Below are 26,461 nucleotides of genomic sequence, written 5' to 3'. Positions count from 1 at the left end.
AACTACACACGGCATGGCCGGGGAACAGCATCGCCAGGGAACGGGGAAGCTCGACCCGCGCTGTCCATGCTCCGGCGAGGCACCATCCGCGCAGCGCGGGAACGGCGTGCCGATCCGCAGGCAAGGAAGCACGGACCGGGAGCCCGTACAGCACATGTCCCGACCCCAAGTGAACGAGTGTATTCTCTAGTAAACCCCGCCACGCTTTACATAGTAAAACTACTATTTTTCCATTTGGAAAACTAACAACAAAGACACTTGAAAAGCCTCTGGAAACCGCTTACCCACACAACCTGAAGATATATAAAAACCGAAAAACCACCCAACAGAAGAAACCTCCAGGCACTTCCCAAACAAAAAATCCAAGCAATTAAAAAACCCGAAATCCCATAGGAAAATTTCTACAAAAAATACGGAAACCGACTATTTACCCAACAATCGCTCCACCATAAAGATTAAAAAACATTTAAAAAGCCTGTAACTCATGCGGCAGATCAGCGTCCTGGTTCTGGAAGATCATCCGTTCCTACGCTTGGCAGCGGTCACCGCCCTGCGCCGGGCGGGTCTCGTCGACATCCACGAAGCGCAGAACGGCAGCGAGGCCCTGGCCCTGCTCAAGCAACGCGGTGGGGTGGATATCGCCATCTGCGACCTGCAGATGCCGGAAATGGATGGCCTGGCCTTCATCCGGGCGGTGAGCGAAGTCGGCCTGGTGCGGGCCGTCGCCCTGAGTTCCTCGGTGGAGAGCCCGCTGCGGACGGCGGCCACCAGCCTGATCCAGCGCCTCGGGCTGGATTTCATCGGCGACCTCGGCAAATCCTTCGATACCCGGGCGGTGCTCGATGCGCTGTCCGCCTTCAGGAACATGCCCAGGCTGCTTCCGCCCGCTCTTCCCGCCTTGCCGCAAAGACCCACGCCGTCGCCGGCGGACGTCCGTCGCGGCCTGGCCTGCAACGAGTTCGAAGCCTATTACCAGCCCAAGCTCCTGTTACGGGGCAACCAGATGCAGGGCGCGGAAATACTCGCCCGCTGGAACCATCCTCGCCTGGGCCTGCTGACCCCGGGATCCTTCCTGGAAGTACTGCAGGCAGCGGGACTCGCCGACGACCTGCTGGCCCGCCTGCTCGGCCAGGGGCTGGAGTGGCAACGACAATTGCGCCGCTACGCGTACGGAAAACCGGTGGAGCTGGCTTTCAACCTGGCGCCGGCCCAGGCGATCTCGCCCGGCCTGATGGAGTTCCTCGCGCAGACCCTGCGGCGCCATCGCGCCTGCGCCGAACATGTCCTTTTCGAACTCACCGAAGAACCCTTCGCGCACTCGCCCACCCTGCTGCTGGAGAACCTGACACGCCTGCGCATGCTCGGTTGCGGATTGGCCATGGATGACTTCGGCTCGGGCCATTCCTCCCTGGAACGCCTGCTCGACCTGCCATTCACCCAGATAAAGCTGGCCATTCCCTTCACCCACCACCTGCTGGGCAACCCCGATTGCCAGGCCATCATCCACGCCACCGTGCTACTGGCCAGGAGCCTCGGCGTGCAACTGGTGGCCACCGGCGTGGAAAGCGCCGAGCAGCGCCTGTTGCTCGGCGAACTGGGCGTGACGCTCGGCCAGGGGGTCGCCCTCGCCCCGCCCATGAGCGGCCGCGATTTCATGCATTATTGCCTGGGACAGAAGCACTGATCCGCCTGGAGCCAGCGGACTGGCGGTCGTTGCGATATCAACTTGCCGTTTAAGGTCGGGCGTGCAGCAGGACAAGACGAACCGGGCCTGGCTGCCGCGCAAGCGCACCCAGTCTCGGCACCACCACCCGCGACTTCCCGCCGCTGGCCATCGTCTACCGCGACGGCGGCCATGACCGGCTGAGCGCCGACATCGCCTCGTTGCTCAAGGATCGCCTGGGCGCCGAGGTGCCAGCCTCCAGTGGCGAACCCCGTGCCCTTCCGGCGAACCTGCGCGGGCTGGCCATGCCAGGCGACATCGCGGCCCTGGGCGGTATCCTCCATCGCCTGCAAGGCATGGCGCACATGGTCGGCGAAGTGCGCCTGATGGCAAGCTGCAGCGCGCGCTCCAGGGCTTGCACCGAGGATTCGCTGGATGGCTCGCCGCCCCTAGACCTGTACTTGGGGTGGAGCCCGCGATCCTGGAACCGGAGCAGACCTATGGCGTGATCTCCCCATGAGTCCCGCGCCCGCTCCGCTCAGGGGAAGGTGAAGCTGAACTCGGCCGCGCCGTCGGCCACCCCGGCCTTGAGCTCGGCCGCGGTGCCGGTACGGATGTAGGCGGCGCTCAGGGGAATGTCGGCGGTGTCGCCGACGCGGCGCATCGGGTAAGGCGTGCCGTCGAAGCGGATGCGCCTGCCGCTGTCCAGGCCGTTCTCGACGACGATGCCGAAACCCTTGGCACCGCCGTCCTTCAGGCTGAGGATCGTCGGATCGGCCGGGGCCACGGAGGCGTACTTGTCCTGGAAGGCCACCTGCGGCTTCGCCGCCGCCGCGCATTCGCTCAGGGTGATGCTGAAGTGGCGCGCCCTGGAGGTATCGTTGATCTGCGGAAAATCCTTCAGCGCGACGCTGCCCAGCTCGACCGGGATGGTCTGCCCGACCTCGACCTTGCACTTGTTAGGAATCAGCGGCGGCGGTCCGCCGCCGATATTGATCGCCTCCGGCCCGACCAGCCGATAAGGCGTCCGGCATACACCAACCGGCGTGTTGCTGGTGGGAATGTCGAAGCGCCCCCCCAAGGACGTTTCGCCCTTGAGCATGTCCACCGCCCAGAGGTTCAGCATTGCACTGCCGGAAACGCGGGTGACCAGCAGTTCGCCACTGGGGAGGTCCCTGGGATCGACCGTCAGCACCAGTTCCTGCAGGTAGTCGTTGACCGCGCCTCCGGCATTGTCGGTCGCGCGTCGATCGAGGGCGTGAGGAATGTTATCGATGGGGATCGGTCGCTTGACGCCATCCTGGGCGTCCATGGAGATCCGGTAGCCGATCCCGTGGATGTTGGTCTGTACCGTCCCGTAGGGTTCCGGATAGCCGACCCCGCTCCAGTTTCCCCCCAGGATCAACTCATGCGGCTCCGCGGAGTACGACACCTTGTAGTCGATAAACAGGTTGACCGGCCTGATGAACAACACGGTGCCCTTGGGCGTGTTGCTGGTCAGGTCGTTGACTGCGCGCCAGGGGCCTCCCAGGCCGTTGCGGAAGGTGCAGTCGCGCGCGATCTCGTCCAGCGCCGAGGCCGGCTGCAGGGACAGCCCGGCGAGCAGGGAGCACAGAAGCAGCGGCCGGCAGGCACGTCCGGCGGGGATATGGCCGAAGGGAAAAGACCTCGCGCTCATGGGATTCTCCAGGTTGTTCTTGTGGAAAAGGCGGCCGCCGCAGGAATCCGGAAGGCCGCCGTCGACGCGGAAAGGGAGCCCCCCTGCCGGGGGGGCTCCCCGCCTGCCTTACCAGATTTGCCCGTAGTCGACGCCGGCAGGCGGCAGGACCGCCGCCTCGCCGGTCACGTAGTTGCCGACGAGGACGCCACGGTTCTCGCCCACCAGGGAGCCGTAGATCTGCCCATAGTTGGATTGCGGCCTGAAGTTGATCCTGCCGCTGACGCCGGAGTACTCGATCCGCCCCAGGTTGACTCCGGCAATACCGCCCATGGTGGTGTAGTAGTCGCCGCTGACGGTGCTCTCCGAGCTGGAAGAGCTGATTCGTCCCTGAATCTGGTTCTCGCCCACCAGACCGCCGATGCGGCTGCGGCTCCCGCCCCGCACGTCGTTCTTGCTGCTGGATGCCATGATGCTGCCGAAGTTGGTCCCTACCAGGCCGCCGAGCGAACTGTTCGAGCCACCGGAGACGATGCCGCTGGTATCCGCGCTGGAGATCTCGCCGCTGTTGCTGCCGGCGATTCCGCCGACCTGGCTGTTGATGCCGCCGAACACGTCGCCGCGGGCGATCACATGATCGAGCGAGGCGCTGATGTTGCTGCCGACCAGACCGCCGACCCGGCTGTTGGCGCCCCCGGAGACCTTGCCGGTCGCCTCGGCGGTATCCACCCGCGCGGCGGTGTTGACTCCGATCAGGCCGCCGATGTCCGCACCGTAGCTGTCCGTGACATTGCCGCTGGCCTTGACGTTCCTCAGCTCGCTGTCGCCCTCGTTCCTGCCCACCAACCCGCCGGTCGCCAGGCCGCTGCTGCTGGAAACCATGCCGCTGGCCTGGGACTGCGAAATCACACCGTTGCTGTTCAGGCCAACCAGGCCGCCGGTATAGCCGGCGCTGCCCGCCACCACCTGGCCGCTGGCGCTGCTGCGGAATATCTCGCCCATCAGGTTGAAGCCGACCAGGCCACCCACGTTGAGGCCGGCCCTGGAGGCATCGACCCGGCCTTGGCTATGGGAGTTGTTGATCACGCCGCGCGAATTCAACCCGACCAGGCCGCCGACGCCGCCCAGGCTGTTGCGCTCGGTGGACCTGGCGGCGATCTGCACGCTGGAATTACTGTCCTCGATCAGCGCCTGCCGACCATTGGAAGCGTTCTCGCCGACCAAACCGCCGATCGCGGTGGTGGGCGCGTAGCCGCTGACCGTGCCGCTGACGCTGGCGGCGCGAATCCGCCCGCCGTTATTGCGGCCGACCAGGCCGCCCACGGCGTTGGAGCGCGAACTGCTGCCATTGACGCTGACCCGGGTGGCGGTGACATTGGAAACCAGGCCGTTGTTGATACCCACCAGCGCGCCGAGGGAGGACGGCCCGGCGCCGTAGTTGCTGTCGGAGACCCGCAGGTTGTCCAGCTTCAGGTTGGACAGGGTGCCGGAAGAGCGGGCGAACAGGCCGACGTTGGCCCCGGTGTTGGTGATCGAGAGGTTGCCGATGGTGTTGCCCAGACCATCCAGGGTTCCGGTGAAGACGCCGGCGGGACCGCCGATGGACTGCAATGCCGTGCAGTAGTAGCTGCCCAGGATGTTGTTGCCGAGGACGTAGAGGCCGTCCAGGTTGGTGTTGATCGCCTGCAGTTGCGCCAGGGTCTGGACCACCGTGTAGTAATAACCGCCCGAGACATAGCTCGCATTGGCGCCGGACAGCGTGACCGACGCATTGCCGTTCACCCGATGTCCGTTGCCGGCATCCAGGCTCATGCCGCTGGAGGCGCCGCTGATCACGATCTTGTCGTTGATCTCGATCCCGCCCTTGGCCTGCAGACCCAGCCTGGCATTGACGCCGGTAGCGGTCAGCTTGCCGTTCAGGTTCAGGTCGCCGGCGGAGTTCAGCGCCAGCCGGTTGCCCGACGCCCAGGCCACCGGGCCATTCAGGTTCAGGTCGCCCTTGGTCGAGTTCAGTTCGATATTGGTGGTCGCCAGGTTGCGCGACAGGGTATCGACATGCACGGTGCCGCCGCTGGCCAGCGCCGTGCGATGGACGTCGACCTTGTCGGCGCTGATCTTCCAGATGCCATTGTTGCCGTTGCTGGCCAGGGTGTTCACCTGGGTCGCCAGGTTGACCTCGACCTCGGCCGCTTTCATCTCCACCGTGCCACCGTGGCCCGGCTCGTTCAGCGCATTGGCGGACAGCGCGCCGGCCACGAGCACCTTGCCCGAACCGCCATCGAGGATGATCTTGCCGGACTGGCCGCGCAGACTCCTGGCCTCGATGGCGCCCTGGTTGTTCACCACCGAGCCGAGGACGGTGGTGGTTGCCCTGGCGGTCATCAGCACCTGGCCGCCATCGGCCTTCAGCAGGCCGCCGTTCTTCGCCAGCGCATCGGTGACGGCGCCGTTGACCTGGATATCGAGCAGCCGGTTGCCATCGAAGTTCAGGGTGAAATCGCCACCTGCGCCGAGAGCGGCGGTGCCCATCTGCGCCAGGATCGTCCCCTGGTTGTCGACCCGGGCGCCCAGCAAGGCGATGGATCCCCCTTCCGCCGCGCTCAGGCGCCCCATGTTGAGCACTTCGCTGGTCGACGAGCCGGAGAACTGGAACTTGCTGGCCAGGAAATCGGCGTCCTTGATGTTCTGCGTCGAAACCACCAGGCCACCGACGTTGACCTGGGCATTACGGCCGAAGAGCACACCGTTGGGGTTGACCAGGAATACCTTGCCGTTGGCGTCGATATTGCCCTGGATATCGCTGCCCCTGGTGCCGAGCACCCGGTTCAGGGCAATCGAAGTCGAGGTTGGCTGGTTGAAGGTTACTCGCTCGCCGGCGCCGACGCTGAAGGAATCCCAGTTGGTGATCAGCTTCTCGGTGTGCTGGTTGATCGACATGTTCTTGGCGCCGACCAGCTGGATGTCTCCGCTGCCGGCCACCACCTTGGGGTCGGTCGGCAGTGCATAGGCCGGAGCCAGGACGCCCGCGCCCATCAGGGCGAGGAGCGAGGCCGCCACCGCCCGTACGCCAGCGGTCTTGCCACGCCGACGGGTACCTTCGCTGGCGACGTTCCAGCAGCCCTGGGATGCGTTCCAGACCAGTGCATAGCATTTGTTCATCTGTCTACTTCCTCTCCAATGAAGCCCCGCAACCTATTTGCAGGGCCATGCTGCGGCAGCGCCCCATCTCCCCGGGCCCTGCCGAACTCCTAGGGGTGTTCCGCCACGGGCGGGCCGGTCGACGCCACGCCGACCTCGATCCGGCCCTGGTCATCCACGACCTCGTAGTGAACCCGCGCGCCCGCGCGCGCCGGCTTGGGCAGTGGCAGCGGGGTACGGCTGAATGGCGGCAGGGTCGGGTGGCCAAGGGCGATCGCCACGTCCCCCTCGCGCAGTTCCAGGCGGGTCAGGGAAACGTGATAGGGGGAACGGTTGTCGGCCTCGAGCACCGCCAGCTTCCCCGGCGACGCGGCCGGCAACAGACGCCAGGCCACCTGTCCGGCGGCCGCCCGTGGATCGCCGGGCAATCCCCGCGGGCGAAACAGGACCTTCATCCGCAGGCGGTAGCTCAGCAGCAGCAGGTTGTCGCGGCCCTCGTCCCGCGATGGCACCTCGAGCAGGTTCAGCCAGAACAGCGATTCACGGTCGTCCGGCAGCGGCTCGCCGGTGTAGCGCAGCTGCAACGCGTACTTTTCCTGCGGCTCGACACGCGACAATGGCCGAGACAGGACGAAGGGCACCTGGACGGTGCTCGGGTCGGCGGAGCCATCGCCGCGATCCAACCAGGCCTGGACCAGGATCGGCCGCTGGCCGCCATTGCCGATACGGATGCTCAGGGCCTCGCTCTGCGCCGGATAGATGAAGCGGCTACCGACCACGTTCAGCGCCGCGTCGACGCTCGCCGGCAGCGCGAGAGAAAGGCCGAGCGCCAAGCCGCAGCGATGCAGGCATCGGCGGATCACGAGCGCAGTCCTCCGGCCACCGGCCGGCACGCCAGCTTCAGGACCGTCGAGGTCTGCGCGCGCGCCGGCAACGCATAGTCCAGCAGGCACTGCTGGTCGGGCGCGTCGCCCCAGCGCACGCGCAACGTGCCGCGTTCCCGTTCGACGCGCAGCACCAGGCGGCTGCCCTGGCCGACGGCACCGACGTTCTCTCCGCTCTGCGCATCGACGACTTCCGCGGCGAAGGGCAGCGGCTCGCCGCTGGGCATCCGGCTGTCGACCAGCAGCGGGCGGGCGATCCGCGTCGGATACTCTAGGCGCACCACCGCCCCGGCGGTGGGCGCCACGTTGCGCGAGCTGGCCTTCAGTTCCACCGCCTCGGGCATCCCGAGGGGATCGAGGTCGATACTGTTCGACTGGTAGGGAATCAGGTTGGGGACCACCGCGTAGCCACTGCGGTCGACCCTGTTGCCGGCATAGCCGGCGCGTGCGCCCAGGGCATCGGCGGCATGCACCAGGGCAATGGTCTCGCCCAGCATCTGGGTGGCGGTGAGCCCGCCGGCATGGGCGACCAGGCCGCCGGACGCCTTGAGCGACACCTGGCGATAACCCGGGCCCTGCGACAGGCTCGAACCCAGTTCCACCTGCGGCAGGCGGTAGTCGAGGCTGGCGTTCTTCGAGGTCTCTCCGCGCTCGCGATCGTGGGAGGCCGACAGCGCGTAGGAAAGCTCATCGCGCCTGCCCAGCAGGCCGGACACCCCACTGGTCAGCTGCGTGCCGCTGGCGCTGTCATGGGTGAGGTAGCTGCTCAGGGTCGGCGAGCCACGGCCGGGACCGCCCAGCGGAATGGAAACGCTCAGGCTGAACAGGGTACTGCTGGCGCCGCCGCGCTCACGGTCGGAGAAGCCCTCGTACTGGCTGCGCAGACGTTGCGCGGAGAGGGTATAGCTGACGTCGCGCCACTGGTTGCTGTAGCCGACCGAGAAGTTCACGGCCCGGCCACCATGGCTCCAGTAGCGCTGCGCGGAACCGTTGAGGTACAGGTGGCCCCCGCCGGCGCCGAGCTGCTGGCTGATGTTGGCATCCACGCGATTGCGCAGGCGCGAGAACGACTCCAGCGGCTCGCCCCTGTCCACCCGGTCCTGCATGAACACCGCGTCGCGCAGCCCCAGGTAGCCACTGGTGGAATAGCGGTAGGCGAGCAGCGAGAAGTTGGTGCCGGTGTTCGGCAGGTTCTTGCTGTAGGAAAGCCGGTAGCTCGAACCGTTCAACTGGCCGCCACCGCCGGGCACGTCGGTTCGCGCCAGCGTCACGTCCCCGGCGAAGCCGCCGATCGGCGTGTTCAGGGCCAGGCCCAGCAGCGCCGACATGTAGCTGCCGGTGAAGGCCCCACCCCCATAGGCGGTCAGGTCGTTGCCCAGGCCGCGCTGGTAGATGCCTTGCACCAGGTTCGGTCGCCGCTCCAGGCTGGGGTCGTTGACCTGCCCGGCGGTCAGGCTGTAGCGCGTGGTGCCGGGACGCAGCAGTTGTACCGTGGTGGCGAACGGCACGATGAAGGTGCGCACCTCGCCGCTGGCCTCGGCCACCCGCACTTCCAGGTCGCCGCCGAAGCTTGCGGCCTGCAGTTCGTCGAGCGCGAAGGCGCCGGGGGCCACGGTGGTCTCGTAGATCAGGTAGCCGCGCTGGTAGACCGAGACCCGCGCATTGGTGTTGGCCGTTCCGCGCACCACCGGCGCGTAATAGCGCAGCGAATCGGGCAGCATCCGGTCGTCGCTGGAAAGCCGCGCGCCACGGAACGACACCGGGTCGAAGAACTCGCTGCTGGTCGAACTTTCCCCCACCAGCAGTTGCGAGCGCCAGGCCGGAAGATCGGTCTGGCCGTAGGTGGCGCTGCGCTGGTAGTGGCTGCCGTTGCGCCGCGACCAGGTGGCCGTGCCGTTGTGGCGCAGCCGCAGCCGGCCCAGGTTCAGGCCGGCGTTCAGCCCGGCATAACCGCTGGTGTCGCTCCTGCCGCGGGTATCGGTGTTGTAGAGGCTGGCGTTGTAGTTGAGCAGCGCGGCGGAAATGCCGTTGTCCCAGCTCGACGGATCGACGTAGGTCTTCGAGGAGGCCAGGCTCAGGTAAAACTCGGGCACCGAGAGATAGATGGCCTGCTCGGCGATGTCCAGCCTGGTCGTGGCGCCCGGCACGTGGCGCGCCAGTGGCTCGCAGGCCAGTCCCTCGGGCAGCGGGACGCCGCCGGAAACGCCGTCCTGCCCGCGCGCGCTCCTGGCCAGGTCGATACCGGCCCGCTCCAGCAGGCGCCGGTCGTAGCAGAGCACCGCGCTGTCCTGGCCCGGCTCGCGGCGCAACTCGACGTCCTCGACACCCCGCCACTGGTTGTTGACCAGCAGGTCGAGACGATAGCGCCCCGGCTCGATGACGTTGCCGCGCTCGAAGCGCGAAGTGTCGATGGCGCGGCCCCCCGCTCCCAGCGACAGCATCTGCGCATCGAAGACGATCCGGCGCGGCGGCGCGCCCCTGGCGCCAGGCGTCGCCGGCAACACGGGGCCGTTCGCAGCCATGGGCTCGGCCTGCCGTGGCGCTCCTTCACGCGGCCCGGCACTGGCGCTGCCGGTCCAGGCAAGGGAAGGCAACGACATGAGCGCAAGAACAAGGCACCGGGTGCGCATGGAGAAACATCCTTGTTCCGCCATGCGCGACGGGAGAAGCTGCCCCCGGCCCGAGCCACGAGCCGACGGCCCCCCATGACGAAAAACTTTAGGCATATGTAATCCCTGCGGCGATGGATAATCGCCACCCATATGTCGAACCAGAGAGAGAAACCGCGGGAAACCGCTTTACTCGCCGAACGCTCGCTCGAGCGTGGAACGGCCGCCGTAATCGTTGATCACCTCGTAGCGGACGGAAGCGTTCCGGCTATCGAGCGGCATGTTCTTCTTTGCGCCGAAGTCCTTCCGGGAGAACGGGGAAACCATGCCATTGCCGATCGAGACGGCGCGTCCATCGACAAGCACCTCGACGTCGGAGAAAGAAACGAAATACGGCGTGGGATTATCGACTCGAACGACTGGACTTCGTCCCGCACTTCCAACCAACTTCCAGCGGAGCTTTTCAGGTGCGGATTCGGCACTTTTCAACTGGCTGGGACGGAAGAACAACTTGAGGCGAGAACGGAAGGAGAACTGCAAGGCATTCTCGTCGCTCTCGTCCCGTGGCGGCACTTCCAGGATATTCAGCCAGAACACCGACTCGCGGTCCTTCGGCAATGCCGTGCCGAGGTAGGCGACGCGCAGGACCAGGCCCCCGTTGGGCTCCACCCGGGCGACCGCGGGGGTGATGCTGAACGGCATGTTCAGTTGCTCGGGCGGCACATCCTCGCGTCCATCGTCGATCCAGGCCTGCGCCAGCACCGGCACGCTGGAGGTATTGTTGACCCGCAGGGTGACTTCGCGCTCATTGCCAGGAAACACGACGCGGGTGCCCTGGGCGACCAGCCCGGCCTCGGCCGGGGAGACGCCCAGGGCGAAGACCACGGCGCTCGCCGCAACCCAAGAGAGGAGAACATTGTGCATTGGCGAAGCCATGGTCGCGCCCCTGTGTCCGAGCTGCTTACTGGTACGCCAGCACGTAGCGGATATGGGACACGCCGCTGCCCGGAATGACGGTGGCGGCGGTGGAGACATAGGACGCCTTGTATTTCAGGGTCGCGGTGTTGTTCTTGATCTCGGCCTGTTGCGGCGAAGCCTCGGCCGAGCCCAGCGGGATCTTGGAATTGTTGCCGGCGTTGTTGTAGATCTGGATCTGCACGCCGCCAGCCGGGGAGTTGCTGGTCAGCTTCAGGTTGCCGGTGGACTGGTCCACGTTGGTCACGGCGTCGAAGGCGATGGAAGCCTTCTTGCCATCGGTGCAGCCGGCGCCGGACAGGACCAGGTCGAAGTTCTTGAAGGGGGATGCGGTGCCGACCGCGGTGAATACGCCGGGAGCTACGGTACCCAGGTCGACATGGGTGACGTTGCCGATACCCGGCGCCTGGCCGTTGATGTCACAGGTCACGTCGGAGATGCTGCCCATGAAGTTGACCACGCCATCGGCGGCGAACGCGGGAGATCCCATGGCCAGGAGAGCGCCGGAAACGGCGAGGGGAGCGAGAACGCTACGCTTGAACATGTTCATCTGATTTCCTTTCAAGTGGATGGAACATCCTGACAACACCGTCGAGATCCGCTGCAAGTTCGGATCGAGTGGGGCGAGCCAAGTCTTTTCGTGCAAATAAGGAACAGCCACTGCGAGCGACCATGACTGCGGGGCAGTTGGAGAACATCGCTCGAAGCGCGAAGAAAGATGTTAGAAAGAAAGGAAAATCATAAAAATAATAAACATACGAAAATATATGTAGTCCTTTTCCGAGAGCAATGCTTAAAGCACTTCCACATCAAGACTCGCAACAGAAAAACATTAAATCTTCAATATCAGACCAATCATTCGAACTACCAAAAGTATTTTCCTACGCAAACTTTCACGTTATTCAAGGAAATGTCCGTAGACCGCATCGGCACCTCAACCATCCGGTCGATACCGTGCGACGTCGCGACACGCCAGCATGGCGCTTTCCCAACGACCGGAGACTCGCCATGCCCGCCTCCCCCCACCCCGAATGGATCACCGTCGGCGCCCTGGCCGATGGCTTCGCCCCGGACAGCCACGTCCTGCCCGCCAGCCTCGACCTCGACGGACGCGAGCTGGTCCTGCACTTCGCCAACGGCTGGATCATCCAGCACGCCTTCGGCCGACAACGCCTGCGCTGGCGCCTGGCGGACGGCAGCGTCAGCGGCGAGTCGGCCTATCGCGCCAGTTCGCTGCGGGAAAACGTCTACTTGGTGGACTTCCTCAAGCAGGAAGACGGCCGGACGGTGTCGGTCAGCCTGGTGCTGGATTTCCACCACCTGGCATTCACCGCGGTACTCGGCCGGTTGCCAACCCGCGCCACCTGCGAGCAGGGCCTGTTCAGCCGTGCGCTCAGCGGCCAGGAACCGACCGGCGTCGAGGCCGGGTTCCTGCACGGCAGCCTCGGGCGTCCCTGGCAGCCCGGCGCCTGCCCGCACGCGCCCAGCGAAGAACTGCTCGGCCTGCGCAACCAGTACGTCTACAGCGCCAGCGAGGCCTACGAGCACATCTACCTGAATCCGCGCTTCTATACCTGGCATTGCCTGCGCGGCGCCGAGCAGGGCCTGGCCGACACCGACCGCTGCCACCACTACCGACTGGCCGAGCGTCTGTACCTCTTCGTCTGGCGCGAAAAGATCGTGCCGACCCTCGGCGTGCTGCTCATCGACCTCGAAGCCGGGCGTACCGACGGCAAGATCTTCGGCTACCAGGGCGACGACTTCGCCACCCCGGTGAACTTCCCGGTCGGCGCCCTCGCCCGGGTACTCGGCCAGACCCGCCACGAACAGTGAGGCCAGCATGGAAAACAACATCCTCGGCCTCGACCTGGCTCGTGTCGAAACCCTGTTCCAGCGCGAACTGCAGTGCTTCGACGCGTTGCATCCGCGCTCCATGGCGGCATACCGGGAGAATCTCCGTCACTGGCTGTACGGCGCCCCGCTGCACTGGATGCAGCAATGGCCGGGCAATTGCCCGCTGGTGGTCAAGGCCGCCCGGGGCGCGCGGGTCACCGATATCGACGGACGCCACCATGTCGACTTCGCCCTCGGCGACACCGGCGCCATGTTCGGCCACGCCCAGCCGGCGGTGGCCGAGGCCATCGCCCGGCAGGCGCGGCACGGTTCGACCCTGATGCTGCCGAGCGAGGACAGCCTGTGGGTGGGCGCCGAACTGGCGCGCCGCTTCGGCCTGCCCTACTGGCAGGTGACCACCTCGGCGACCGATGCCAACCGCTTCGTCCTGCGCCTGTGCCGGATGCTCAGCGGCCGCGACAAGGTGGTGGTTTTCAACTGCAACTACCACGGCAGCGTCGACGAATCGCAGGTGGAGTTCGACGGCGAGGGCCGGATGGTCCCGCGCGAAGGCGTGCATCCCAACGGCGTGCGCCACGACGCCACCACCCGCCTGGTGGAGTTCAATGACCTCGGCGCGCTGGAAGCCGCCCTCGCCCACGGCGACGTCGCCGCAGTGCTGACCGAGCCGTTCATGACCAATGTCGGCATGGTCCCGCCAGCCGAGGGTTTCCACGCCGGCCTGCGCGAACTGACTCGCCGCCACGGCGTGGCCCTGGTCATCGACGAAACCCACACCATCTCCTGCGGCCCTTCCGGCTACAGCGGCGCACATGGCCTGGAGCCGGACTTCCTGGTCCTCGGCAAATGCATCGCCGGCGGCATTCCCAGCGCGGTCTGGGGTTGCAGCCAGGCGCTGGCGGAGCGCATCTGGGCGGTGCTCCCGCATTTTCGCCCGGGACAGGCGATCAACCACTTCGGCTTCGGCGGCACGCTGGCCGGCAATGCCCTGCAACTGGCGGCGATGCGCGCGACCTTCGCCGAGGTGATGACCGAAGCCGCCTACCGGCACATGTTCGAACTCGCCGCCCGGCTCGAAGAGGGTGTCCGGGCGATACTCAAGGACATGCGCCTGCCCTGGCACGTGACACGCATCGGCGCGCGCGTCGAATACCTGTTCATGACCCATGCCCCGCGCAACGGTGGCGAAGCCCATCATGCGCGGCACGGGCTGATCGAGGCATACCTGCATCTCTATCTGCTGAACCGCGGGGTCCTGCTGACGCCCTTCCACAACATGGCGCTGGTCTGCCCGGCGACCCGGACAGAAGATGTCGACCTGCACAACCGCCTGCTGCGCGACTGCCTGGGCGAACTGCTGGAGGATGACGCATGAGGCGCCTGGAAAGTCGCGTCGCGCTGGTCACCGGCGCTGGCCAGGGCATCGGCCGCGCCATCGCCGAGCACTTCGCCGCGCAGGGCGCCAGGGTGCTGCTGGCGACCCGCACCGCCAGCAGCGGCCAGGCCACCCTTGCGGCGATCCGCGCGGCGGGGGGCGAAGCCGAACTGCTGGCCGTCGACCTGGGCAGCCGCGACGCCGCCGAGCGCGCGGTGCTCGCCACCCTGGAGCGCTTCGGCCAGTTGGACATCCTCCTGCACAATGCCGCGGCCTTCGCCCAGTGCACTCTCGCCGACCTGGGCGACGAGACGCTGGAGCAAACCCTCGCGGTGAACCTGAAAAGCTGCTTCTGGCTGACCCAGGCCGCCCTTCCCGCCCTGCGGCGCAGCCTGGCGGGGCGGGTACTGGTGACATCCTCGGTGACCGGCCCGCGCACGGCGATCGCCGGACTCGCCCACTATGCAGCGAGCAAGGCCGGGGTCAACGGTTTCATCCGCGCCGCCGCGCTGGAACTGGCCGGCGACGGGATCACCGTCAACGGCGTCGAACCCGGCCTCATCGCCACCCCGGCGCTGGGCAACCTCGGCGACGCCGGCCGTCTCGCGGCGCACATCCCTCTCGGCCGCGTCGGCCAGCCACGGGATATCGCCCACGCCATGCTGTTCCTCGCGTCCGACGAGGCGAGCTATATCACCGGACAGACGCTGGTGGTGGATGGCGGCGCGCTGCTACCGGAGAACGGCGGACTGGCCTGAACGCCCACCCACCTCTGGCGCTCGCCGGCCTGGCTCGCCCTCTCCCCCGCCTTCTCCCTGAAGGGAGAGGAGCCGTTCGGCGCACGCGGCAAGCACCTCCGCCCGCCGCGGCTCCGGCAGGGCGAATGACCGCTCGCGGTTCTCCGCCAGGCCTGCCGTCCCCCGCCCTCTCCCTGGAGGGGGCCGTTGGGTGCATGCGGCAAGCGCCCTCGCCCTGCCGCGCGGGCGAGGACCGCCCAATTTGCCGGGCGATTATCGAAAGCCCCTGCAAAATGGATGAATAAGAACGACTCTCAGCGGGTTAGTATCGGAAATCCCAACCGAGAGGATTCGCTTCATGTTCCGCTCCATGTCCCATGTCCGTACCGAATCGGCCGCCCGCTACATCAACCGCCTGTGCAAGCACTGGGGGCACAAGTTCGAGGTCGAGCTGAGCGCCGAGCGCGGCTTCATCGACTTCGGCGACTCCAACTGCGAGCTGCTGGCCCAGCCCGACCATGTGCTGCTGGTTCTCAACAGCCCCGACGAGGACAGCCTCGCGCACATGCAGAACGTGGTCGCCGACCACCTGCAGCGCATGGCCAGCAGCGAAAGCCTGGAAATCAGCTGGCAAGCCGCCGACAGTTGAGCGCCTGGCCACCCGGCCGCCCCCTGGCGACCGGCGTCATGGCCACCATGAAAAGTGCAATTCATTCCCCGGAAAAGCCATTCAGCTCGCTCTCCCCGCGTCCCATCATCGTCTCCAGGCGCTCTCGCGCAGATAACAACAATGACTGGAGTCGATGATGAAACCCGAAGATTTCCGTGCCTCTGCCACCCGTCCGTTCACCGGCGAGGAATACCTCGCCAGCCTGCGCGACGACCGTGAGATCTACATCTACGGCGACCGCGTCAAGGACGTCACCAGCCACCCCGCCTTCCGCAACGCGGCCGCCTCCATGGCCCGGCTCTACGACGCCCTGCACGATCCGCAGAGCAAGGACAGGCTCTGCTGGGAGACCGACACCGGCAACGGCGGCTATACCCACAAGTTCTTCCGCTACGCGCGCAGCGCCGACGAACTGCGCCAGCAGCGCGACGCCATCGCCGAGTGGTCGCGCCTGACCTACGGCTGGATGGGCCGCACCCCCGACTACAAGGCCGCCTTCGGCAGCGCGCTGGGCGCCAACCCGGGCTTCTACGGCAAGTTCGAGGACAACGCGAGGACCTGGTACAAACGCATCCAGGAAGCCTGCCTGTATCTCAACCACGCCATCGTCAACCCGCCGATCGACCGCGACAAGCCGGTGGACCAGGTCAAGGACGTGTTCATCTCGGTGGACGAGGAGGTCGACGGAGGCATCATCGTCAGCGGCGCCAAGGTGGTCGCCACCAACTCCGCGCTGACCCACTACAACTTCGTCGGCCAGGGCTCGGCGCAGCTGCTCGGCGACAACACCGACTTCGCCCTGATGTTCATCGCGCCGATGAACACCCCCGGCATGAAGCTGATCTGCCGCCCCTCCTACGAACTGGTGGCGGGTATCGCCGGCTCGCCGTTCGACTACCCGCTGTCCAGCCGTTTCGACGAGAACGACGCGATCCTGGTGATGGACAAGGTGTTCATCCCCTGGGAGAACGTACTGATCTACCGCGACTTCGAGCGCTGCAAGCAGTGGTTCCCCCAGGGTGGCTTCGGCCGGCTGTTCCCGATGCAGGGCTGCACCCGCCTGGCGGTCAAGCTCGACTTCATCACCGGCGCCCTCTACAAGGCCCTGCAATGCACCGGTTCCCTGGAGTTCCGCGGGGTGCAGGCGCAGGTCGGCGAGGTGGTGGCCTGGCGCAACCTGTTCTGGTCGCTGACCGACGCCATGCACGGCAATGCCAGCGAGTGGCACGGCGGCGCCTTCCTGCCCAGCGCCGAGGCCTTGCAGGCCTACCGGGTGCTGGCGCCGCAGGCCTATCCGGAAATCAAGAAGACCATCGAGCAGGTGGTCGCCAGCGGCCTGATCTACCTGCCTTCCGGCGTCCGCGACCTGCACAACCCGCAGCTCGACAAGTACCTCGCCACCTATTGCCGCGGCTCCGGCGGAATGGGGCACCGCGAGCGGATCAAGATCCTCAAGCTGCTCTGGGACGCCATCGGCAGCGAGTTCGGCGGCCGCCACGAGCTGTACGAGATCAACTACGCCGGCAGCCAGGACGAGATCCGCATGCAGGCCCTGCGCCAGGCGCTCGGCAGCGGCGCGATGAAGGGCATGCTCGGCATGGTCGAGCAGTGCATGGGCGACTACGACGAGAACGGCTGGACCGTGCCGCACCTGCACAACCCGGACGACATCAACGTGCTCGACCGCATCCGCCAATGACGCCCGCGTCGCGTCCGGAGGTTCTTCCCATGACCCAGCTCGAACCCAGGCAGCAAGCCTTCCGCAACGCCATGGCGCATCTCTCGGCGGCAGTCAACGTGATCACCAGCAACGGCCCCGCCGGACGCTGCGGGATCACCGCCACCGCGGTCTGCTCGGTCACCGACAGCCCGCCGACGCTGATGGTCTGCATCAACCGCAACAGCGAGATGAACCCCGTGTTCAAGGCCAATGGCCGGCTCTGCGTGAACGTCCTCAGCGGCGAGCACGAGGAAGTGGCGCGCCATTTCGCCGGCATGACCGGGGTGGCGATGGAGCGGCGCTTCGCCCTGCACGACTGGCACGACGGCATCCATGGCCTGCCGCTGCTGCACGGCGCCCTGGCCAACCTGCAGGGACGCATCGCCGAGGTCCAGGAAATCGGCACCCACTCGGTGCTGCTGCTGGAACTGGAGGATATCCAGGTGCTCGAGCAGGGCGACGGGCTGGTCTACTTCAGCCGTGGCTTCCACCGCCTGCAACGGGACCGCCGCGCGGCCTGAACACGCAGGCCGCGCCGCCACGCCGACTCCCGCTCAGCGCCGATGCGCCGGCGGGATCGAGTAGGTGCCGACCACATGCGCCACCGGTTCCGCGTCGCCCTCGGAGAACAGCGCCACCTCGCCCATCGCCAGGGTCTTGCCGACCTTCATCAGCCGGCAGTCGGCGACGATCCGCCGGTCCGCCGCCGGGCGACGCAGGAAGTTGATGGTCAGGCTGGTGGTCACCGCCAGCGGAACGATGCCGATCTCGCCGAGCACCGCCACGTACAGCGCGACATCGGCGATGGCCATCAGGGTCGGCCCGGAAACCGTGCCGCCGGGGCGCAGGTCGCTGGCGTCGACCGCCTGCCAGACCGTGGCGCTACGCTCGCCGACGGCTTCGACCACGACCCGGGTCTGGGGAAATTCGTGCTGGATGAAACGGGCTATCTGCTCTTTCTTGTCGGTCACGGAACTGTCCTTGGCAGCAGGAGGAAGGATACGGCAATCGGATCTAGCGGCCACGCGCCTCGCTCGGCGTCACTCCGTAGCGCGCCTTGAAGGCCCGGGCGAAATGCGCCTGGCTGGAGAAGCCGTGGCGATAGGCGACCTCGGCGACATCCAGGCGCCGGCCCTGGGGCGAAGCGAGCAACTGGCGGGCGCGCTCCAGCCGCCGCTCCTGCAGGTAGCGGCCGGGCGAGCGGCCTTCCTGGGCGAACAGCCGCGCCAGGTGCCGGCTGGAGACACCGGTGGCGGCGGCCACCCGCTCGCAGCTCAGGGCCGGATCGTCGAGGTGCTGCTGGATGTACTGCTTGGCCGCCAGCAGGTAGGAGGCGCTCAACGCGCTGGCGCGGTGCTCGCCGGCATGGTCGCTGATGATGCTCGCCAGCAGGTCGTAGGCCTCCTCCTGGAAACGGGCCGCGCCAGCGCCGTCGGGACGGTCGAAGAAGCCCTGGGCGCGCGTCCCCAGGGTACGCACCAGCAGGCGCTGCACCGGGCTTTCCGCGCCGATCTTCAGCGGTCCCTTGAAATCGCGCAGGCAGCGCTCGGCGAAGTCGTCCTGGGGCATGTCGAAGATGAACTGCCGCATCGGTCCGGAGAAACCGAACAGGTAGGGCTTGTCGGTCCGGTAGATCATCAGCTCGCCTGGCTGTAGCAGGTTGCAGCCGTTGTCCTGGTAGAAGAACGACTGGCTGCCGAGCACCAGGGAAACGAAGATCGACTCCTTGGGCACCGCGCGGATCATCGAGCGGTCGCGTTCCACCACGTGCTCGGTGCCGCCGATGCGGGCCATCCGCAGGCGTTCGAGGCAGAGGTTGTCCTGGGTAGCGGCGAAGCCGGCCTGGGAGTACGAGGAACATTTCAGGCCGACCAGGATGGAAGCGTTGTAGTCCTCCCAGAACGCCAGCCGCTGCTCCAGGGGGATGTCCTGGGTGCTGGCCCGCCGGGTTTCGAGCAAGGCATGTGCGGGCATTTTTATTCTTCTCGTCGAACGCTGCGTGGACCACCCGGGGCTCAGGCAAGGCATCCGGGGCCAGGCGCCGCGGTGCCCGGCCAACCTCGGGCGGTCGGACAGTAGCGGCGCTCCTTCATTAACATCTGAATCCTCGCCCCCGTCAATCGCCCGCCGGCCCTCGCCGACGGCGGGCTGGCCAGGTTGGCGCAGCGGCGACGGGCGCGCCAGGCGATGTCCGAAAAGCGCAAGCATCCCGGCCGCCAGGGTCAAACCCGCACGCCCATGCCTGGCTAGAGTCGGCCCGACGACAACAATGACAGAGGCCGCCCCATGCCCGAACTCGCCACCCGTGAATTCTGGAAAGACCTGCAACCGATTCCCGACTGCTTCAAGCCGGACGCCAAGCCCGAGGTCTACCTGCGCAACGCGCCGACCGAGGACGAGCGCCTCTACGTGCCCTTCACCGAGACCGTGAAGTCGCGCCCGCTGTGGATCTCGCCGAGCGAGAACCGCTGGTGCGACATCCTGATGGCGACGAGCGCCGGCCTGGTCAACCGCCACTACCACCCGCACGAGGTGTTCGCCTACACCATCAGCGGCAAGTGGGGCTACCTGGAGCACGACTGGACCGCCACCGCCGGCGACTTCGTCTACGAGACGCCCGGCGAGGGCCACACCCTGGTGGCCTACGAGCACGAGCAGCCGATGCGCGCGTTCTTCATCGTCAAGGGGCCGCTGGTCTGGCTCGACGAGAAGGGCAACGCGGACGGCATCTTCGACGTCCACGACTACATCGCGATGTGCCGTGCGCACTACGACAAGATCGGCGTCGGCGCCGCCTACATCGACTCCCTGTTCCGCTGACCCCGGGCGCGCGCCGCCCATGCGGACGCGCGCCTCCCCGCCGGCCGGCCCGCCCGGCCTGGAGACCGACATGGCGCATAACAACAATTCCGCCAGTTACGAAAACGTCCTGCTCTGCGTGCTGTTCCTGACCTTCGGCTTCGTCTTCTTCGACCGCCTGGCGCTGTCCTTCCTGTTTCCCTTCATGGAACAGGAGCTGCAACTGAGCAACAGCCACCTGGGCATGCTTTCCTCGGTGCTGGCCCTGGCCTGGGCGGTATCCGGCGCGCTGGTCGGCGCCTGGTCCGACCGCCGCGGCCAGCGCAAGCCGCTGCTGATCGTCGCGGTGATCCTGTTCTCGCTGTGCTCGGCGTTGTCCGGGCTGGTCGGCGGCTTCCTCGGCCTGCTGCTGTTCCGCGGCATCATGGGGCTGGCCGAGGGGCCGATCCTGCCGCTCTCGCAATCGCTGATGGTGGAGGCCTCCTCGCCGCATCGCCGGGGCCTCAACATGGGCCTGCTGCAGGGCTCGGCCGCCGGCCTGCTCGGCGCGGTGCTCGGCCCGCCGCTGCTGGTGGCCCTGGCCGAAGCCTTCGGCTGGCGCCACGCCTTCATCGTCTCGCTGTTGCCGGGGCTGCTGATCGCCTGGCTGATCTGGCGCCACGTGCGCCCCGATCCACCCCGCGAACGGGTCCCGGCAATCCACGCGCACGCCGCGAAAGGCAGCCGCCTGGCACTGCTGAAGAGCCGCAACATCCTGCTCTGCACCCTGATCAGCTGCGTATTCGTCACCTGGTTCATCGTGCTGATTTCCTTTACCCCGACCTTCCTGGTCAATGCCCGCGGCTTCAGCCCGGCGACCATGGGCAGGCTGATGAGTTGCCTGGGCGTCGCCTGGGTGATCTGGGGTTTCGCCGTGCCGGCGATCTCCGACCGCCTCGGCCGCCGGCCGACCCTGGTGGCGTTCTCGCTGCTCGCCGCCTGCTGCCCGCTGGCGCTGCTCTACGCGCCGACCGCGACCAGCCTCGGCCTGCTGTTGCTGCTGACCTACACCGGGCTCGGCTGCTTCACCCTGTTCATGGCCACCATCCCGGCGGAAACCGTCTCGCGTACCGCCATCGCCACCGCCCTCGGCCTGATCATGGGTCTGGGCGAACTGATCGGCGGCTTCGTCGCGCCCACCGTCGCCGGTTTCGCCGCCGACCGCTTCGGCCTTTCCGTGGTCATGTGGATGTCCTGCGGCGGCGCCCTGCTCGCCGCGTTCCTCTCGCTGTTCCTGCGCGAAACCGCGCCGGCCGCGCTGGCCCGCCGCGGCACGCCGAACGCTTCCATCCTGCAAGGAAACCAACCATGAAAGCACTGCGCTGGCACGCCGCCCGCGACCTTCGCCTGAGCGAGCTGGTAAGCCAGGCGCCGCGGCCCGGCGAAGTCGAACTGGAAGTCGCCTACTGCGGCATCTGCGGCAGCGACCTGCATGAATACCAGGACGGCCCGCACTCGATCCCCCACGCCGCCCCCCATCCCCTGTCCGGCTGCCGCGCGCCGCTGACCCTCGGCCACGAGTTCTGCGGCGTGGTCGTCGGCCTCGGTCCGGGAGTCGAGGGACTGGCGCTCGGCGAGCGGGTCGCGGTCGAGCCGGAATACCGCTGCGGCGAATGCCGCTATTGCCGCGAAGGCCGCTACAACCTCTGCGAGTCGATGGGTTTCATCGGCCTGATGGGCGACGGCGGCTTCGCCGAGCGCGCGCGGGTGCCGGCCTACATGCTGCATCGCCTGCCGGACACGGTCAGCTTCCGCCAGGCCGCCGTGCTCGAACCGGCCGCCGTGGCCCTGCATGCCCTGCGCCAGAGCAGCCTGGAGGCGGGACAGCGCTGCGCGGTGTTCGGCCTCGGGCCGATCGGCCTGCTGCTGGTGATGCTCGCCCGCCTGCGCGGGATAACGGACATCGCGGCGGTCGACGTCAGTCCCGAACGCCTGGCCCTGGCCAGCGGGTTCGGCGCCAGCCGGGTACTCGACGCCCGCGACGACGGGGTGGCGACGCGCCTGAGCGAGGGCGGCGCGCTCGATTGCGCGTTCGAGGCAGCCGGCAGCCAGGCCAGCCTCGACGCGGCCCTGGCCAGCCTGCGCAAGGGTGGCGAGCTGGTGCTGGTGAGCCTGATGGGCGAGGTCCGGCTGGACGCCTTCGACCTGGTCAACCGCGAGCTGCGCCTGCTCGGCAGCGTCGGTTACCGCCACGCCTATCCGGAGCTGATCGCGCTGCTCGCCGAGGGTCGCCTCGACCTGGCCCGCGTGGTGACCCGCAGCGTGTCCCTGGAGCAGGCGGTGGAGCACGGTTTCGAAGCGCTGCTGCGGGACAAGTCGCAAGTCAAGGTACTGGTCAATCCCAACCCGGCCCTGGCCGACGCCTGAAGGAGCATCCGCCCATGGTTTTCCAGAAAGATCTCTACGCCGGCCGGCAGGTGCTGGTCACCGGCGGCAGCTCCGGCATCGGCGCGGCCATGGCCATGCAGTTCGCCGAACTCGGCGCCGAAGTCGTCGCCCTCGGCCTGGATGCCGACGGCGTGCACGCCCCGCGCCACCCGCGGATTCGCCGGGAAGAACTGGACATCACCGACAGCCAGCGCCTGCAACGGCTGTTCGAAGAGCTACCGCGCCTGGATGTGCTGGTGAACAACGCCGGCATCAGCCGCGACCGCGAGGAATACGACCTGGCTACCTTCGAACGGGTGCTGCGCCTCAACCTGAGCGCCGCCATGCTCGCCAGCCAGCTGGCCCGGCCGCTGCTGGCGCAGCGCGGTGGCAGCATCCTCAACATCGCCTCGATGTACAGCACCTTCGGCTCCGCCGACCGCCCGGCCTACAGCGCCAGCAAGGGCGCGATCGTCCAACTGACCAGATCGCTGGCCTGCGAGTACGCCGGCCAGCGCATCCGGGTCAACGCCATCGCCCCCGGCTGGATCGACACGCCGCTGGGCGCCGGGCTCAAGGCCGACGCCGAAGCCACCCGGCGGATCATGCAGCGCACGCCGCTGGCGCGCTGGGGCGCAGCGGCCGAGGTGGCCAGCGCCGCGGCGTTCCTCTGCGGTCCCGGCGCCAGCTTCGTCACCGGCGCCGTGCTGGCGGTGGACGGCGGCTACCTCTGCGCCTGAGCCGCCTTCGCTCCGGATGTACCCGTCCGCTTGGAGCGGACAGCGATTCGCACGACAGAACAACAACAAGACGAGTGCCTTGCCATGAAAACCCTCCGTACCCTGCCGGCGCTGTTCTGCGCCGGTCTCCTCGGCCTGTCCGCGCAGGCCGCCGAAAGTCCCCGCGGCGGTCCGCTGGCCGGTCTCGGCGCACAGCTCGAACGGCATGGCGTGAAGACCCACGCGCAGTTCTGGAGCCTGTCGCTGAAGAACCTCGACACCGGTCCGCGCCCGCACAGCTTCGGCAACAGCGGCGACCTGTTCCTCGGCGCCGATCTCGACCTCGCGACCCTTGCCGGCATCGACGGCGCCTCGCTGCATGTCGAGGAGACCGTGTTCATCCTCGACCGTGGCACCGGCCAGCCCACCGGGCCGAGCTGGCAGGGCGCGGTGGGCAGCTATTTCGGCGGCGCGCCGCTGCACAACGACATCGGCGCCAACCAGCTGAGCCTGCTCACCTGGCAGCAGAAATGGCTGGACGGACGCCTCGCCAGCCACCTCGGACGGACCAATGCGCGGCGCTACTTCCTGGTCTACAACTGCGAGACCGTGGTCACCTGCAACGACCCGGTCATCGACGCCTCCACCGGTATCCTGCCGCCACCCTACGGCGCCTGGGGCGGCTACCTGAAATACCAGGCGACCCCGGCGCTGTACCTGCACGCCGGGGCCTTCGAGTCCAACCCGGTGGATTACCTGAAGAAGCGCCACGGCCTCGACTTCAGCACCGACGACGCCAGCGGCACCAGCCTGCTGCTGGGGATCGGCGACAAGCGCGAGGAAAGCCTCGATCCCTACCGCTCGCACTACGAACTCAACGCCTACCTGAACACCGCCAGCCAGGTCGACCCGCTCACCGGCGCCCGCGACCACGGCAGTGCCGGCAGCTTCTTCAAGTTCCAGCAGCTGTTCTGGCGCGCCGACGGCGGCCGCCTCGACTCGCCACGGGCGCTGGGGATGTTCGGCTCGCTCTCGGTGTCGGCCGACGCCAAGCAGCCGTTCCGCCACTTCGCCGAGCTGGGCCTGACCTACTACGCGCCCTTCGACCGGCCGCTGGACAAGCTCAACCTCAAGGCCAGCTACCTGCGCCTGAACGACCACCAGCTGGAATTCCAGCGCCAGGCGCGAGTCGCCGCCGGCGGCGATCCGCGCCTGGGCCAGCGCGACGTGTACGCCCTGGAAACCAATGCGCACATCGCCCTGACCCCGCACATCGCCCTGGAACCCTCGGTGCAGTACATCTTCAACCCGGACAACTACTACAACCCCGGCGCCCGCGAACTGAGCGGCGACGGTTTCGTCGTCGGCCTGCAACTGATGGTCGACATGGGCTCGCTGCTGGGGCTTTAGCGCGCCGCCTGGCAGCCTCGGTCAATCCCGCCGGCAGGCTGGGACAAGCGGCCGGGCGCGCTTCCCCGTCCAATGGAGTAGCGTCGCGCCCATGGGCGCGGGCGAAAAGAACGCCGGGCGAGGCCCGGCAGCACACCCAGAAAGGTGCCGACATGACTTCCACTGCCCGCCGCGCGTTCGACTACATCGTGGTCGGCGCCGGTTCCGCCGGCTGCGTCCTGGCCAACCGGCTGTCCGCCGACCCCGCCGTTTCCGTCTGCCTGGTCGAGGCCGGACCGAGCGACCGCACGCCGCTGCCCGCCGCCTACATCCGCACGCCGGCCGGGATCATCCGCCTGATCGCCAATCCGAAATGGAACTGGATGCACCGTTTCGCCGCCCAGCCCGGCACCGCCGGGCAGCCGATCGCCTGCCCGCGCGGCAAGGTCTGGGGCGGTTCCAGCGCGATCAACGGAATGATCTACATCCGCGGCGACCGCCACGACTACGACCGCTGGGCGGCGTTGGGCAACCGCGGCTGGAGCTACGACGAACTGCTGCCCTACTTCCGCCGCTCGGAACATTTCGAGCCGGGCGAATCCCCCTGGCACGGCCGCGGCGGCGAGCTGAACGTCGCCGAACAGCGTAGCCCGAGCCCGATCAACCAGGTGTTCTTCCAGGCCGCCGAGGAAATGGGCTGGCCCTACAACGCCGACTTCAACGGCGAACGACAGGAAGGCGTCGGACCGTTCCACGTCACCCAGGTCAACGGCGAGCGTTGCAGCGCGGCGCGTGCCTTCCTGCACCCGGCCCTGGCGCGGCCCAACCTCACCGTGCTCAGTCCGGCGCTGACCCTGCGCGTGCTGCTGGAAGGCACCCGCGCCAGCGGCGTGGAGATCAGCCAGGCTGGCGAAGTCGTGCGATTGCAGGCGCGCCGCGAGGTGATCCTCAGCGCCGGCTCGATCAACTCGCCGCAGCTCCTGCTGCTCTCGGGCATCGGCCCGGCGGCGGAACTGGCGCGCCACGGCATCGTCCAGCGCCACGAGCTGCCGGGGGTCGGCGAAAACCTGCAGGACCACCAGGACATCGTGCTGATGTACCGCACCGAGGCCGACCTCGGCTATGGCCTCGGCCTCTCGCCGAGGGGCTGGCTGCCGCTGCTGCGCTCGCCCTGGCAGTACCTGTTCGGCCGGCGCGGGGCGCTGACCTCGAATACCGTCGAGTCCGGCGGCTTCCTCCGCCTCGACCCGCAGGCACCGACCCCGGAGCTCGGCCTGATCGTCGCCCCGGCACTGAAGAACCAGCCGCGGCGGCTGGTCCCCTTCGGCCATGGGGTCAGCCTGCATGTGGCGGTGATGCATCCGCAGAGTCGCGGGAGGATCCGCCTGAACTCGCCGGACCCGCACGACCGGCCGCTGGTCGAGGCCAACTTCCTCAGCCATCCGGCCGACCTCGACACCCTGGTCCAGGGCTTCCAGCTGATCCGCAGGCTGGCCGCCAGCCGCAGCTTCGCCCGCCACCTCAAGGGCGAACTGGTGCCGGGCCCGCAGGTCTCCAGCCGCGGCCAGATCGAGGCCTGGATCCGCGCCAGCCTCGGCACCGTGTTCCATCCGGTGGGCACCTGCAAGATGGGCCACGACGAGCTCGCCGTGGTCGACGACCAGTTGCGCGTGCACGGCCTGGAGGGCCTGCGGGTGGCCGATGCGTCGATCATGCCGACGCTGATCACCGGCAACACCAACGCCCCGGCGATCATGATCGGCGAGAAGGCCGCCGACCTGATCCTCGGCAAGCCGGCGCCGGCGGCGCACGCCACAGGACAAGCGCTCCGGGAGGCACTCGCCGACGCCTAGCGGGCGCCCGGCC

The 26,461-nt window shown here is 67.5% G+C and carries 21 protein-coding genes; 13 read left to right on the top strand and 8 right to left on the bottom strand.

All coding sequences use genetic code 11. From position 1 onward, the window contains the following. Positions 1–484: 484 nt before the first annotated feature. Entirely contained in the window at positions 485–1,684 is a 1,200-nt protein-coding gene (locus B7D75_RS04305) for an EAL domain-containing response regulator (RefSeq protein WP_058145568.1), read from the top strand. A 517-nt stretch (positions 1,685–2,201) separates the two neighbouring features. Here B7D75_RS04305 and B7D75_RS04300 read toward each other — a convergent pair. From B7D75_RS04300 to B7D75_RS04275, 6 genes are all read right to left on the bottom strand, one after another. Then, on the bottom strand, positions 2,202–3,341 hold the full coding sequence (locus tag B7D75_RS04300) for a fimbrial protein (RefSeq protein WP_034081685.1): 1,140 nt from the start codon (positions 3,339–3,341) through the stop codon (positions 2,202–2,204). Between the two features lie 108 nt (positions 3,342–3,449). Then, entirely contained in the window at positions 3,450–6,479 is a 3,030-nt protein-coding gene (locus B7D75_RS04295; RefSeq protein ID WP_034081684.1) for a two-partner secretion domain-containing protein, read from the bottom strand. 89 nt (positions 6,480–6,568) lie between these two features. Continuing rightward, a complete protein-coding gene (locus tag B7D75_RS04290) occupies positions 6,569–7,321 on the bottom strand; it encodes a fimbrial biogenesis chaperone (RefSeq protein WP_043099418.1) in 753 nt (250 codons plus the stop codon). Further along, complete coding sequence (locus B7D75_RS04285) at positions 7,318–9,864, bottom strand: fimbria/pilus outer membrane usher protein (RefSeq protein ID WP_107113772.1); 2,547 nt, start codon at positions 9,862–9,864, stop codon at positions 7,318–7,320. Before B7D75_RS04285 ends, B7D75_RS04290 begins: the two co-directional genes overlap by 4 nt. Positions 9,865–10,140: 276 nt before the next feature. Further along, the gene (locus B7D75_RS04280) at positions 10,141–10,887 is read right to left on the bottom strand and encodes a fimbrial biogenesis chaperone (protein ID WP_043099420.1); all 747 of its coding nucleotides are present in this window, start codon (positions 10,885–10,887) and stop codon (positions 10,141–10,143) included. 25 nt (positions 10,888–10,912) lie between these two features. Continuing rightward, on the bottom strand, positions 10,913–11,476 hold the full coding sequence (locus B7D75_RS04275) for a fimbrial protein (RefSeq protein WP_107113771.1): 564 nt from the start codon (positions 11,474–11,476) through the stop codon (positions 10,913–10,915). A 458-nt stretch (positions 11,477–11,934) separates the two neighbouring features. Here B7D75_RS04275 and B7D75_RS04270 point away from each other — a divergent pair, with 458 nt between their 5' ends. The 6 genes from B7D75_RS04270 (at position 11,935) to hpaC (ending at position 17,803) form a co-directional block, all read left to right on the top strand. Next, positions 11,935–12,759: a molybdenum cofactor biosynthesis F family protein gene (locus B7D75_RS04270; protein ID WP_034081678.1), complete on the top strand. Its 825-nt coding sequence runs from the start codon at positions 11,935–11,937 to the stop codon at positions 12,757–12,759. A 7-nt stretch (positions 12,760–12,766) separates the two neighbouring features. Then, a complete protein-coding gene (locus tag B7D75_RS04265) occupies positions 12,767–14,155 on the top strand; it encodes an aspartate aminotransferase family protein (RefSeq protein ID WP_107113770.1) in 1,389 nt (462 codons plus the stop codon). Beyond that, entirely contained in the window at positions 14,152–14,913 is a 762-nt protein-coding gene (locus tag B7D75_RS04260) for an SDR family oxidoreductase (RefSeq protein ID WP_012074350.1), read from the top strand. The genes B7D75_RS04265 and B7D75_RS04260 overlap by 4 nt, the downstream gene beginning before the upstream one ends. Before the next feature lie 337 nt (positions 14,914–15,250). Next, positions 15,251–15,541: a DUF2218 domain-containing protein gene (locus tag B7D75_RS04255; protein ID WP_058135558.1), complete on the top strand. Its 291-nt coding sequence runs from the start codon at positions 15,251–15,253 to the stop codon at positions 15,539–15,541. Between the two features lie 157 nt (positions 15,542–15,698). Further along, the gene (hpaB, locus tag B7D75_RS04250; RefSeq protein ID WP_034081675.1) at positions 15,699–17,261 is read left to right on the top strand and encodes a 4-hydroxyphenylacetate 3-monooxygenase, oxygenase component; all 1,563 of its coding nucleotides are present in this window, start codon (positions 15,699–15,701) and stop codon (positions 17,259–17,261) included. Positions 17,262–17,290: 29 nt separating this feature from the next. After that, on the top strand, positions 17,291–17,803 hold the full coding sequence (hpaC, locus tag B7D75_RS04245; RefSeq protein WP_043099427.1) for a 4-hydroxyphenylacetate 3-monooxygenase, reductase component: 513 nt from the start codon (positions 17,291–17,293) through the stop codon (positions 17,801–17,803). A 33-nt stretch (positions 17,804–17,836) separates the two neighbouring features. Here the strand turns inward: hpaC and B7D75_RS04240 are convergent, their stop codons facing one another. Both B7D75_RS04240 and B7D75_RS04235 read right to left on the bottom strand, forming a co-directional pair. Further along, positions 17,837–18,253, bottom strand: coding sequence for a PaaI family thioesterase (locus B7D75_RS04240; RefSeq protein WP_003157014.1), 417 nt, complete (start codon positions 18,251–18,253; stop codon positions 17,837–17,839). A 43-nt stretch (positions 18,254–18,296) separates the two neighbouring features. Further along, positions 18,297–19,256, bottom strand: a complete 960-nt coding sequence (locus B7D75_RS04235) for an AraC family transcriptional regulator (protein ID WP_107113769.1) — start codon at positions 19,254–19,256, stop codon at positions 18,297–18,299. A 312-nt stretch (positions 19,257–19,568) separates the two neighbouring features. Between B7D75_RS04235 and B7D75_RS04230 the strand changes: the two genes are divergently transcribed. The 6 genes from B7D75_RS04230 to B7D75_RS04205 all read left to right on the top strand — a co-directional run bounded on the left by B7D75_RS04230 (position 19,569) and on the right by B7D75_RS04205 (position 26,448). After that, positions 19,569–20,102 (top strand): 2,4'-dihydroxyacetophenone dioxygenase family protein, encoded by a 534-nt coding sequence (locus B7D75_RS04230; RefSeq protein WP_003093399.1) that lies wholly within the window; start codon positions 19,569–19,571, stop codon positions 20,100–20,102. Between the two features lie 70 nt (positions 20,103–20,172). Continuing rightward, entirely contained in the window at positions 20,173–21,432 is a 1,260-nt protein-coding gene (locus B7D75_RS04225; protein WP_033998307.1) for an MFS transporter, read from the top strand. Continuing rightward, positions 21,429–22,487 carry a 2,3-butanediol dehydrogenase gene (locus tag B7D75_RS04220; protein ID WP_107113768.1) on the top strand — a complete coding sequence of 353 codons (1,059 nt, stop codon included), beginning with the start codon at positions 21,429–21,431 and terminating at the stop codon, positions 22,485–22,487. The genes B7D75_RS04225 and B7D75_RS04220 overlap by 4 nt, the downstream gene beginning before the upstream one ends. A 14-nt stretch (positions 22,488–22,501) precedes the next feature. After that, positions 22,502–23,227 carry an SDR family NAD(P)-dependent oxidoreductase gene (locus tag B7D75_RS04215; protein ID WP_107113767.1) on the top strand — a complete coding sequence of 242 codons (726 nt, stop codon included), beginning with the start codon at positions 22,502–22,504 and terminating at the stop codon, positions 23,225–23,227. An 84-nt stretch (positions 23,228–23,311) separates the two neighbouring features. Next, a complete protein-coding gene (locus B7D75_RS04210; RefSeq protein WP_107113766.1) occupies positions 23,312–24,616 on the top strand; it encodes a carbohydrate porin in 1,305 nt (434 codons plus the stop codon). 152 nt (positions 24,617–24,768) lie between these two features. Beyond that, a complete protein-coding gene (locus tag B7D75_RS04205; protein WP_107113765.1) occupies positions 24,769–26,448 on the top strand; it encodes a GMC family oxidoreductase in 1,680 nt (559 codons plus the stop codon). Positions 26,449–26,461 lie beyond the last annotated feature (13 nt).

Origin of the sequence: Pseudomonas paraeruginosa (assembly GCF_003025345.2) — a bacterium.
In the GTDB taxonomy this organism is placed as follows: Bacteria; Pseudomonadota; Gammaproteobacteria; order Pseudomonadales; family Pseudomonadaceae; genus Pseudomonas; species Pseudomonas paraeruginosa.
Note: the sequence above shows the minus strand (reverse complement) of the source record. Positions and strands in the feature narration are given on the sequence as shown.